This window comes from uncultured Parasphingopyxis sp. (genome assembly GCF_937129435.1).
Classification (GTDB): Bacteria; Pseudomonadota; Alphaproteobacteria; order Sphingomonadales; family Sphingomonadaceae; genus Parasphingopyxis.
In genome coordinates this window covers 1-11,712 of the sequence record NZ_CAKZNF010000039.1, presented here as the reverse complement: position 1 = coordinate 11,712, position 11,712 = coordinate 1, and the positions used below count along the sequence as shown (strand labels likewise).

Genomic DNA, 11,712 nt, shown 5'->3' with positions numbered 1-11,712 from the left:
CGTAGGAGTCTGGGCCGTGTCTCAGTCCCAGTGTGGCTGATCATCCTCTCAGACCAGCTAAAGATCGTCGCCTTGGTGAGCCTTTACCTCACCAACAAGCTAATCCTACGCGGGCTTATCCTTGGGCGATAAATCTTTGGACCGGAGTCATTATGCGGTATTAGCACTCCTTTCGGAGAGTTATTCCGCACCCAAGGGCAAATTCCCACGCGTTACGCACCCGTGCGCCACTAGACCCGAAGGTCTCGTTCGACTTGCATGTGTTAGGCCTGCCGCCAGCGTTCGTTCTGAGCCAGGATCAAACTCTCAAGTTGATGTCCGATCAAGTACGCCACGTGACGTGAGTCCGCGCACGTTCAAGACCGTCTCTCGGGAGCCGTTCCTGCACAAATCTTAATTACGTAATGGATACGTGAATGAGACAAGTAGGAACGGCTAATTGAAACCGGTTACCGGGGCCTTGAGTTCCCCGGACCGGGCGCCGCCGCCCACATGTCCCTTCATTCAAACTAACAATGTCAAAGAGCCGACAACAAAAGACGGACAACCAATCTCCCCGATTCTTAATCGTTCCGGGGGACTTGCTGTCCTGGCTTTGTTGGCGACCGAGGCGTCAGTGGGCTCGCAAGAGCGCGTCGCCGCGTCGGTGAGAGGGCATATATGCGGGGCGTAGGATTCGGTCAACACCCAAACGAAATTTTGTTTCAATTTTTTTGCGGTCGTTTCGGCGGCCCGGGTTTACGCCTCCTACACCATAGTTGCGCTAGGTGCTGACACAACGATGATCGAACCCGAAACCCCACCGGCCGCGGGACAATCGCGCGGCACCGAAGGCTCGCTGCGCGCCCGCGTGCGCTCGGCCGTGTTCTGGCGTTCGGGAAGCCAGATCGTCGCGCAAATGATTGCCTGGGCGGCAACCTTCCTCGTCATCCGCATGCTCGACCCGGCCGACTACGGCCTGTTTGCGATGGCGACGATGGTCGTCGTCTTCCTCGGCCTGTTCGAGGGATTCGGATTCGCCAGCTCGCTGATCCAACGCGAAGAGATCACGCGGGAAGACATCCGGCAGGTGTTCGGCGTGCTGATCTTGCTGAGCCTCGGCCTGGCGGCGGCGCAGTTGATGCTGGCGCCTTTGGCGGCCGCCTATTTCCGCGAGCCGGAAGTCGCCACGCTGCTGCGCGTCCAGGTGCTGTTGCATCTGACGACGCCATTCATCGCGCTCCCCTTCGCGCTGCTGAGTCGCGAGCTCGAATATCGCAAACAGGCCTTTGCGAATCTTGCCGCCTCGATCGCCGGTGCGGCGACGGCGTTGACGCTGGCGCTGCTCGGCTTCGGCGTATGGACGCTCGTCTATGCGCCGATCGTGCTGTTCGCGGTGAAGGCGGCGGGGCTGACCTACGCCGCGCGCTCGCTGATCTGGCCCAGCTTCCGGTTCAAGGGCGCGGGCGCGATGATCGGCTTCGGCGGCGCGCTGACCGTGACGCAGATCTTCTGGTTCCTGCAAAGCCAGTCCGATGTGTTCATCGCCGGACGCGCTTTCGATGTGCATCTGCTCGGTCTCTACACCACCTCATTGTTCCTCGTGCAGATCCTGGTGTCGAAATTCGTGCCGCCGCTCAACGACGTCGCGTTCGCCGCCTATTCGCGGATGCACCGCGAGGAGAAGCCGATCGCGCCGGCCTTCGCCAATGCCGCGCGGCTGATCATGACGATCGCGCTGCCTTTCTACTTCGGCCTGGCGATTACCGCCGAGCCACTGATCGCGACGATACTCGGCGAACAATGGCTCGAAACCATCCCGATCGTTCATCTGCTGGCGATGGCGATGCCGTTCATGACATTGCAGATTCTCTTTGCGCCGGCGACCAATTCGAGTGGCAAGCCTTGGATCGCGACTCGCGTCAACATGGCGGGCGCCGCGATCATGGCGACCGGTTTCGTCATCGGCGCGCAGTTCGGGATCATCGGCATGGCCTGGGCCTGGATCTTCGCCTTCCCGATCCTGACTGCGGTCACGATGATCTTTTCGATGCCGGCGTTCGAACTGAAGCTGACGGACCTGCTGCTCGCCATCCTGCCCAGCCTTGCGGCATCGCTGGCCATGGCGGGGATCGTCATCGGGGTCGATTCGCAACTGCCGGTGATGACGCCGGCCAGCCGCCTGGGCTGGCTGGTGGCAACGGGCATCGTCAGCTACGGCGCCCTGCTCTGGCTGTTCGCGCGCGATCTGGTCGCCGAGCTCTGGCAGCTCGTCCGGCATCGGGAGCCGGCCTTCGGCTGAGAGCGATTATTGCGCGATATAATCGCGCATCGCCTGCGCGTCGGCTTCGATGCGGTCGATCCGGTGCTTCACCAGATCGCCGATCGACACGAAACCGACCAGCTTGTCGCGCTCGACAACGGGCAGATGGCGGACGCGGCGGCGGGTCATCAGGCCGAGCGCACCCAGGATGCTCTGCGTCGGCTCGACCGTAATCGGCGGCGCCGTCATCGCGTCCGCCACGGTCAGCGACAGCGCCTCGCCGCCATGCTTGTTCAGGCAATAGATCACGTCGCGTTCGGACATGATGCCGACGACCTTCAAACCCTCGACCACAGGCACCGCGCCGATCCGGCGATCGGACAGCAGCGTGATGACCTCCGCCACCGTCATGTCCGGCTTCGCCGTGACCGTGTCATGGCCCTTGTTTTCGAGAATGATGCTGACGGTCATGGCGCGACTCCCCGTCCCGGTTGGCGTGGCGCGATCATGACGCTTTTTGCCCGCAAACGCAAAGCCGTGTCAGTCACGAGGCGTGCGGCCGATATCGATAGACCATCGTGTCGCCAACGCCCTTCAGCGTGATCGCCTCGCCCTCGTCGAACGCCAGCGGCTCTTCGCATTCATAATAGGTCGCCGCCGACACGGCGATTCCATTGGGTTCGGCCACGCCCTCGATCCGGCTCGCGATGTTCATCGTGTCGCCCCAATAGTCGTAGGCGAGCCGGCTTGTGCCCACCACGCCGCCCACCACCGGGCCGGTATGAATACCGACGCGGACCTGCACATCGATCCCCGTCTCACCGGCCGTCTCGCGCATCTCGACAATCAGCTCACGCGCAAAGGCGAGAGCGGCCTTGGCGCCCTGATCGGTGGAAGCCGTGCCGCCCGAGACCGCGAGATACGCGTCGCCGATCGTTTTCACCTTCTCGACCCCGTGCCGGGTCGCGCAGGCATCGGCGATCATGAAGAAGCGGTTGAGCGTCTTGACCAGCCGGCCCGGCGACAGCGTCTGCGCGAGCACCGAAAAACCGACGATATCGACGAAGATCACGGTAACGTCGGTGAAGGAATCGGCGACCACCTCGCCCTGGCGCAACCGCTGCGCGACCTTTTGCGGCAGGACGTTGTAGAGGAGTTCCTCGGTTTTCTCCTGCTCGGCCTCCAGCGCCCGGGCGCCGGTGAAAATCAACCTTGCCCGGCGATCCCCCTCCCAGTTCACGAAGATCGCGAATACGAAGAAGAACATCGCGTTGGTGATCAGATAGACCTTCGGGAAGACGGGGATCGGCGCGGCGATCACATAGACGATATAGGCGGTCATCAGCGACCCTGCCCAGAGGAGAAAGAGCCTGACATTGGCGACGAAAGCGATGCTGCCATAGACGAGGATGACGCCGATATAGATGACGGCGGTGCCGAGAAAGGTCGTGCCGGTCGTCTCCTCGGTCGAGGCCAGCCCCTGCATGATCAGGATGGAACCGATCGAATTGGCGACGAACATCAGCAGGTCGAGCCAGGGCCAGCGCAGATAATAATCGGTCCCGATGAAATAATAGGCGATGCCGAGCGCGACGATCATCGTCATCGAGATGAAATTGTGCGCGACAAGCGCTTCGGCCGGAAAGAAGATCGGATTGAGCGCGGCCATGACCATGAAGCCGCCGATCCCGATCAGCACGAGCATACGCGTCGCGAAGCGCCGCCGCGCCCGCTCGGACCGCACATAGGCCCTTTCTTCGCTTTCGGTTTCGAACCGCGCCAGCACAGCCAATCGCCACCCCCTTGCCGGGGCTACATGAGCCGGCCCGGACAGAGCGTCAATCGCGCCGCCCTTCGCATCGATCAGCCGGGCGTATAGCTACCCTTGGTCCAGTCGGAATTGCCGGGATCGTTGCACCATTCGGTCGTCGTATATTCCTCGGTGCTGCTGTCGATCGCCGAACAATAGACGCGCATATGGACGCCCACATTTTCCTGCCACCAGCACGTCGCCGAAACGGCGCTGCCCGGTGCACTGAAAGATCCGGTCGTCCAGCCATTGCCGTCCGCACACCGTTCGGTCACCGTCTCGCCGTCGCTCGAATAGACGCGGATATGCAACTGGCCGTTATTGTCGAACCAGCTGATCGATGCCGTCGAAGTCGATTGTGTTGCCATGATCTATTTTCCTCCCCGAGTCGCAATACGGTTGTTGGTCTGCCAAATACTGGCAGAAGTAAATGGAATTTACTGCCGGCTGGGATATGCGGGTCGCAGGCGTGGCGCAGGGCTTGATCGCCCTCCCGACCTTGGCCAAATGGAAATGATGAACGACCAGCCCTCCGGCCTCGACGATCCCGACTATGCGCGCTTCGCATGGAGGCGGTATCGCCGCATCCTGGCATGGATGATCCTGCCATCGATCGGCGCGGCGGGAATCGCGCTTGGATGGATGCACTGGTTCGGCAACGGCCTGACCCTGCCGCTTGCGCTCGCGCTGGCCTTCGGCGTCGGGCTGACCATCTTCACCTCGGCCGCACTGATGGGGCTGATTTTCCTAAGCTCGGGCACCGGCCATGACGAGGATGCCGACCGGGCGAGCCGGGAAATTTTCGAATCGCGCGGCGATTGAGGCGGCTCAGAAAGGGCCGACCTCCAGCTTCCGCTCGCCATTGGCGGGCACGCTGACAAACCAGATGCGCCGTCCCTCACGGACCCGGACGCGGCCCGGTCCGCTGGTCCGGATATCGGCTTCGCCCGGCCCCAGATCGAGTTCGATTTCGGCCGCACGTGGATTGGCGTTGGTGACGGTGAGTTCCCATCCGTCGGTCTCGCCATCGCCTGTATAGCGGGTCGCGAGCATCACCTGGCTGCTCGGCGCCACGGAGATCTCGACATCCTGCCCCACCGCCCGGTCCGCGATCTCGCTTTCCGAAACGGGGAGCCTGCGACCGGCGGCTTCGGTAAAGATCGTGACGGTGCCAGACGGGAGGGGGACACCCAGCCCCTCGGCCTCCTCATTTTCGGTCCGGAAGGTGATGTAGAGTGGCACCGGCTCGACCTCGCCCGGGGATCGCACGAATTGGCCGGAATAGAATTGTTCGAACTGCACGGCAGGCTGGACCAGCAGCGCCACCTGCTTCTGCGCATTGGCAGCGACAGTAACGGTTTCGGGGATACGATAGAGTTTGAGATCGCCCAGTTCCTCCTGAACCGCGACGAGTCCCGCGACGCTTTGCAGTTCGTCGGCGCGGCCGCGCGCTCCCGTGACGACGATAGCCCCGCTATCGGCCATCCTGGCCAGCGGCGCTGGCGGCGGATAGGCCGAACGATCGACGTTCCAGCCCGGATATGTCGCCGTCGTATCCATCGGCCAGCATGTCAGCCGCAGCTGCAATTGCTGATACGCATCGGCGATATCGCTGTCGGCCTCGCGGTTGAGCGTGCCCGCCACGGCCTGCACATTCGCATCGGCGAAGCTTTGCGGGTTGCTGTTGGCCAGCGTCAGCCAGGCAAACAGGCGCAATTCTTCCCCATCCTCCGTCAGATCGGCAACATAATGCGCGGTCCAGTCGAAGCCCGAGGCGAGATAGGAGAGCGTCACCGTCGCCGTGCCTGCCTGCGGGCTGACCGTTTCGACCGACAGCGTCGGCCGCGCGGACAGGCCCTCCGGTACGCCGTCGAACACCAGTGTCTCGGGCAGCCCCGAACAGCGCAGTGCCTCGATGCCCTCGGCGGTCTCGAAGATCACGCCGTTATTCGGGCCGACGCGGATGATCGCGTCCTGTTCGCGCATCGCACCGGTTTCCGAATCGGCGCGGCGGATGGTGACGCGGTTGCCGAGCGATCCGTCGACGAGCGAGGCGGGCGAGAGCAGCCGGGCGTCGCGATTGCGCTGGATCGTGCCGCCGGGGAGCCCGGTGACGATCGCGCTGACGGGGACGATGCCCTCCGCCACGCCCTCGAAGCGGATCGTCGCCGGGCCTTGCGGCAGGCTGATCGTCCGCGTCTCGGTGATCAGGGCGAAGCCGCGCAGATTGTTGAGGTTGATCGCCCCGCCCGCCCCGCGACCGGGATCGCGGTAAAGTGTCACCGACACATCGTCCGGCCCGTCCGACACGATCACCTGCGCGCCCGCCGGCGCGGCAGCGAATGCCGCGAGGACCAGAAGGATCAGCAGGCGCATCGCCGGTTCGCCGCTTCGATCAGTAGCGCGTTTCGAAGGTTGCCGTGACGGCAGTTTCGCCATTGGCGGGCACATCGACCAGCCAGCGCACACCCTCGGCAGCGATCCGTTCGCTCGCCTGGCTTTCCTGGATGATTCGGGTGTCCGGCCACCACCAGGGAATCTGCATCTGATCGAGCTGCACGCGTACCGCTTCGTCGCGCGCATTGGTGAGCGTGTAACGCATCCGCGTCCGCCAGATGCGCGGACCGGAGGGCCTCACGAGCGTGCGTTCCTCGACCGTCGTCGCGACATTCACGTCGAACGCCTGGCCTGTCACGATGGCAAGTTCGGACCCCATCGGCGTGTGCGGGATCGCATTCTCGCCGATGAACTGCGGATCCCCGCGCGCGTCGCGCATATAGACACGGACCGTTCCCGCGGGCAGCGCATCGCCGAGCCCGCCTTCGCTGCTCGAAGAAAAGCGCAATACGCTGTTGGCGTTGGCGGCATCGGCGCTCCGGAACGAATCGACGCGGAAGGCATAATCGTTCGACGCTCGCGCGCCCTGCACGTCGAGGAAATTGACCTGCTTGGTCTGCCGGTCGGCGATCGTCGTGCGCTGCGCCAGCGGATAGAGGTAGAAATCGCCGAGCTGTTCGCGGTCCGCCGTCTGCGTGCCGGGGCGCGTTATCGGCGAGGTGCCGGGCCCGCCGCGATAGGCGCGGCCCGAATTGCCGCCCTGGTTGACCGATCCGGCAACGAGCAGCGTTTCGGCATTGTCGAAGGTCGTGCCCGTCGTGTTGCGCAGCGTGACCCAGCCCTGCACATCGATCGTCCCGCTCGCCTGGTCGTAGAGCGCGACATAATCGGCATTCCAGCCAAGCCCCGGCGTCAGATAGCTGAGCGTCAGCGGGCGGCGTCCGGCCTGGTTGCTGTCCAGCGTCACCGACAGCGTCGGCCGGGCGCGCAAATTGGAGGGGATGGTATCGAAAACGACGCGTGCCGGACGGCCGTCGTCGCGCAGCACCTCGATCCGGCCGTTGATCTCCAGCACCACCCCGCCGTTCACCGCGAGCACGCGGGCGCGTTCGCGGCTTTCGGTGCCGGTAGCGGGATTGAAGCGGACGATCGTGATCATCTCGCCGACCGCATTTTCCATCAGCGCATCGGGCGAGAGCAGGTCGTAATCGAAATTCTGTTCGACGATCGCGATGCCGCTGCCGCCCAGCGTCACCGTCTCCGGCCTGATCTGTGCCGAGACGTCGGGAAACTCCTGCCGCGTGCGTCCGGCCGGGAGCGTGATCGTCCGCTGGTCCTGCACCAGCGCCAGATTGTTGTTATAGATGGTGACCGAGACGTCGCCCTGTGCCGACCCGCCCGTCTGCGCCGACGCGCCGGTCTGTGCCGATGCCGCCAGCAGTGCGCAGGCCGCCCCGAACATCATCCGCCGCCCGATAAATACCATCGCTCGCCTCCGCTCCCGTCGATCAGGAACAAAGGTCTAACAGCCGCGCCGCAAAGCGCAATTTAAAGGGTGCCGTCCCGGCTTACGCCGCCGCGGCGTCGTCGTCACCGGATTTGGCTGGGCGCGAACGCGAGGGAGACTTGCGCTTCGGCTTGTCTTCGCCGGCATCGTCTCCGCCGATCGAGATCGCACCGGGGAGCCGGTCGGCCTCGATCGTTTCGGCACCATTGGAATGCCCGTCATCGGCCGCGCCGTTCGCCTGCTCCTTCTTGGGCGGGCGGCCGCGCCGCTTGGGCTTGTCTTCCGCTTCCGCCGTGTCGTCATTCTTCGGCGAACCGCGGCTGCTGCGCTTGCGGCCATCGTCCTGACTCTCGTCGGCGCGTTCGTCGGCGCCGTCATCCTTTTCGGCCCTGGGCTTTTTCGTTTCTTCGCGCTCGCGCTGCTGCTCTTCCTTGCGGTTGTTCGCTTCGGCGAGGATGCGGAAATAGTGATCCGCGAACTGCAGATAATATTCATTCATCACCCGGTCGCCCTGCTGGTGCGCGTCGCGGGCCATATTCTTGTATTTTTCGCAAAGCTGGTGGGCGTTGCCGGGATTGCGCGAATTCTGGCGGTTGCCGTCGTTCGGCCCCCGATTGGGCGTACGGCTGCTGCGGCCGCGACGGCGGCCCGAACTACGATTGTTCATCAAGGCTAATATTCCTCAGTCCCAAATCCCGAATTGACGCGCCCCGCGCGCGGTTTCCGACCGGTTCTCGCCAGTCGCCCGGATAGAGCTTCCCATTTGCGGACCGGCAAAGCCGGTTCCTGACAGCGCCGCCGGACATCAGCGGCACGACAAAGGAGCTTGCTTCGGAAGAGGGGGTCAACGCTGTTGGGCTGTCGGAACCCTCGTTCCGTCCCTAGCCATATGCGGAGCGCATGGGCGAATGCAAGCCCAAATGTGGCAAGAGGGAGGCATTAGCTGTGGACAAGCAGGCAACGGTCTCGCCCCGCCAAATCCCGGAAAAGGCGCGTTCTCAGCCCTTGCGCGGACAAGAGCCGTGCCACCCGATCGGCCTGGGAGGCGCCGATTTCGATGCAGGCGATGCCGTTTTGCGACAATAGCGGGCCAAGAGCGCGCGCGATCCGGCGATATTCGTCCAGCCCGTCTTCTCCAGCGAAAAGCGCCTCGGCGGGTTCGTGATCACGCACGTCGCGCGGCAGATCGGCCCCGGTCTCGACATAGGGCGGATTGCACAGGACAAGATCGAACGGGCCTTCAAGACCGTCCGCCCAGTCGCCGAGGCGAAACGTGGCTCTGGTCGCAAAGCCCAGCACGTCGGCATTGCGCTTCGCCCAGACCAGCGCTGTGTCGGACCGGTCGATGCCGATGCCGCGCGCATCGGGCCATTCCCACAACGCCGCCAGAAGCAGGGCGCCGGACCCCGTGCCCAGATCGAGAACCGATTCCGGGCCCGCTTTCCCCGCAAAATGGGCGCGCGCCGTTTCGATCAGTGTCTCGCTGTCGGGCCGCGGGACGAGTACGCCCGGCCCGACGGCAAGATCGAGGCTCCAGAATTCGCGATGTCCGAGGATGTAGGCCATCGGCTCACCGCCCGCGCGCCGGGCGACAAGGGCGTCGAATTCCGTCTTGCCGATCATATCATCGAGCCGCCCCAGCAGCATCGCCTCACGCCCGATGCCGAGGAGGTGCGCTGCCAGCAATTCGGCATCGAGACGGGGCGTTTCGCTGGTGGCGTTCAGGCGGGTCGTCGCGGCGGCGATCGCCTCACGAACGGTTCTCCCCTCCCGCTTGCGGGAGGGGTCGGGGGTGGGCACAGCCTCTGCCGACAGGGGCGGGCCCACCCCTAGCCCCTCCCGCAAGCGGGAGGGGGACTATTGCTCATCCAGATGCGCGAGCCGTTCGGCCTCGTCCTCCGAAATCAGCGCGCCGACAAGATCGTCGAGCTGGCCTTCGAGGATCTGCGGCAGTGCGTGCAGCGTCAGGTTGATCCGGTGATCGGTCACGCGCCCCTGCGGGAAATTATAGGTGCGGATGCGCTCGGAACGATCGCCCGAGCCGACCATCGACTTTCGCACACCGGCATATTCGGCCTCTGCGATCGCGCGTTCATGCTCGTAGAGCCGCGCGCGAAGCACCTTCATCGCCTTTTCGCGGTTCTTGTGCTGCGACTTTTCGTCCTGCTGGGTGACGACGATGCCGGTGGGGATATGGGTGATCCGGACCGCGCTGTCGGTCGTGTTGACCGACTGGCCACCTGGGCCGGAAGAGCGATAGACATCGATGCGCAGGTCGTTGTCGGCGATCTGAATATCGACCTCTTCGGGTTCGGGCAGCACGGCGACCGTCGCCGCGGAGGTATGGATCCGGCCGCCGCTTTCGGTGACCGGCACGCGCTGGACACGGTGCACCCCGCCCTCGAATTTCAGCTTGGCGAACACGCCGCGCCCCGTGACGTTGGCAACGGCCTCCTTGTAGCCGCCCGCGTCCGAGCTGTTGGCCGAGATCAGCTCGAACCCCCAGCCCTGTTCCTCGGCATAGCGCTGGTACATGCGCAGCAAATCGCCCGCGAACAGCGCCGCCTCGTCGCCGCCCGTTCCGGCGCGGACCTCAAGCATCGCCGGGCGTTCGTCGGCACTGTCCTTGGGCAGCAGCTTCACCGCCAGCGCGCGTTCGGCCTCGGGAATCGCGGCCTTCAGCTCATCCGCCTCAGCCTCCGCCATTTCGCGCATCTCGGGATCGGCGAGCATTTCGTCGAGCGCGGCGAGCTCGGTCCGCAACCGCCGCAATTCCTTCGCCGCCTCGGCCACGGGCTCGAGTTCGGCATATTCCTTGGACAGCTCGACGAACTTGTCGGGCGCAAGATCGCCAGCGGCCATCTGCCCCTGCAGGTCTTGCTGCCGGGCGAGGATGGCATCGATGCGGTCGGGGGAGATGGTGGTCATTCGTCGAATATCGCTGCGATGGGATTGCCGTTATCGTCCTGGCGCGTCGGCTTTCGATAGTCGTACATATCTGCCGCGCGCTGCGCTTCGATCCGATCCGCCAGATGGGACATCGGCAACGCCTTCTGATCGCCCGTCCGCATGGACTTCATCGAGGCAACCCTCTTTTGCAGCTCGTCGCTGCCGATGATAATGGCATAGCGCGCGCCCGATGCGTCCGCCTTGGCCATGCGCTTCTTCATGTTGCCCTTGAACTCCATCGCAGCCGCGATGCCGGCTCGGCGGATTTCACCGAGCATTTTCGTCGCCGCCTCTTCCGCCTCCTCGCCCAGGGGAACGAGCGCGACGAAGGGCGATACATCCGGAGCCTTTTCGCACAGCATCGCCAACCGTTCGATCCCGGCCGCCCAGCCGACCGCCGGTGTCTCAGGCCCACCAAGCGTTTCGATCAGGCCGTCATAGCGCCCTCCGCCGAGCACCGTGCCCTGCGCGCCGAGACGGTCGGTGACGAACTCGAACGCCGTGTGGCGATAATAGTCGAGGCCGCGAACGAGCCGCGCATTGCGCTCCCATCTCACGCCGGCCGCATCGAGGCCTGCCGTCACCTTTTCGAAGAACGCCCCGGCTTCGTCGCTCATCACATCGTCGATCGACGGCGCGGCGTCGGCGATGGGCCGGTCGCGCAGATCCTTGCTGTCGAGGATCCGGAGCGGGTTGCGCTCCAGCCGGTCCTGGCTGTCCTCCGAAAGCTCTCCGCGATGCGCCTCGAAATGCGCGACCAGCGCGTGCCGCCATGCCTCACGAGTTTCGCTGTCGCCGAGGGTGTTGAGCTGCAGCGTCACGCCATCCGCCACGCCGAGTTCGTGCAGCAGCTGGTCCGCCATCACG

Annotated in this window: 11 protein-coding genes and 1 rRNA gene; 2 read left to right on the top strand and 10 right to left on the bottom strand. The window is 64.3% G+C overall.

The annotated features are described in order from the left end of the window. Window positions 1-314, bottom strand: a 16S ribosomal RNA gene (locus tag Q0139_RS07835); the annotation flags it as partial. Window positions 315-781: 467 nt separating this feature from the next. Here Q0139_RS07835 and Q0139_RS07830 point away from each other — a divergent pair. Next, window positions 782-2,281, top strand: a complete 1,500-nt coding sequence (locus tag Q0139_RS07830) for a lipopolysaccharide biosynthesis protein (protein WP_298019819.1) — start codon at window positions 782-784, stop codon at window positions 2,279-2,281. Between the two features lie 6 nt (window positions 2,282-2,287). Here the strand turns inward: Q0139_RS07830 and Q0139_RS07825 are convergent, their stop codons facing one another. From Q0139_RS07825 to Q0139_RS07815, 3 genes are all read right to left on the bottom strand, one after another. Further along, window positions 2,288-2,713 (bottom strand): CBS domain-containing protein, encoded by a 426-nt coding sequence (locus Q0139_RS07825; RefSeq protein WP_298019817.1) that lies wholly within the window; start codon window positions 2,711-2,713, stop codon window positions 2,288-2,290. Between the two features lie 73 nt (window positions 2,714-2,786). Beyond that, window positions 2,787-4,028, bottom strand: coding sequence for an adenylate/guanylate cyclase domain-containing protein (locus Q0139_RS07820; RefSeq protein WP_298019821.1), 1,242 nt, complete (start codon window positions 4,026-4,028; stop codon window positions 2,787-2,789). Window positions 4,029-4,105: 77 nt separating this feature from the next. Then, entirely contained in the window at window positions 4,106-4,420 is a 315-nt protein-coding gene (locus Q0139_RS07815) for a hypothetical protein (RefSeq protein ID WP_298019815.1), read from the bottom strand. 148 nt (window positions 4,421-4,568) lie between these two features. Between Q0139_RS07815 and Q0139_RS07810 the strand changes: the two genes are divergently transcribed. After that, the gene (locus tag Q0139_RS07810) at window positions 4,569-4,874 is read left to right on the top strand and encodes a hypothetical protein (RefSeq protein ID WP_298019813.1); all 306 of its coding nucleotides are present in this window, start codon (window positions 4,569-4,571) and stop codon (window positions 4,872-4,874) included. 6 nt (window positions 4,875-4,880) lie between these two features. Here the strand turns inward: Q0139_RS07810 and Q0139_RS07805 are convergent, their stop codons facing one another. The 6 genes from Q0139_RS07805 to hisS all read right to left on the bottom strand — a co-directional run. Next, the gene (locus Q0139_RS07805; protein ID WP_298019811.1) at window positions 4,881-6,428 is read right to left on the bottom strand and encodes a hypothetical protein; all 1,548 of its coding nucleotides are present in this window, start codon (window positions 6,426-6,428) and stop codon (window positions 4,881-4,883) included. A 19-nt stretch (window positions 6,429-6,447) separates the two neighbouring features. After that, window positions 6,448-7,875, bottom strand: coding sequence for a DUF4139 domain-containing protein (locus Q0139_RS07800; protein WP_298019809.1), 1,428 nt, complete (start codon window positions 7,873-7,875; stop codon window positions 6,448-6,450). Window positions 7,876-7,957: 82 nt separating this feature from the next. Continuing rightward, entirely contained in the window at window positions 7,958-8,563 is a 606-nt protein-coding gene (locus Q0139_RS07795; RefSeq protein ID WP_298019807.1) for a DUF4167 domain-containing protein, read from the bottom strand. A gap of 272 nt (window positions 8,564-8,835) precedes the next feature. After that, entirely contained in the window at window positions 8,836-9,696 is an 861-nt protein-coding gene (gene prmC / locus Q0139_RS07790) for a peptide chain release factor N(5)-glutamine methyltransferase (RefSeq protein ID WP_298019805.1), read from the bottom strand. Window positions 9,697-9,753: 57 nt separating this feature from the next. After that, window positions 9,754-10,824, bottom strand: a complete 1,071-nt coding sequence (gene prfA, locus Q0139_RS07785) for a peptide chain release factor 1 (protein WP_298019803.1) — start codon at window positions 10,822-10,824, stop codon at window positions 9,754-9,756. Continuing rightward, window positions 10,821-11,712 (bottom strand): histidine--tRNA ligase (hisS, locus tag Q0139_RS07780; protein ID WP_298019801.1); only part of this gene is annotated, 892 nt, incomplete at its 5' end. The genes prfA and hisS, both read right to left, overlap by 4 nt.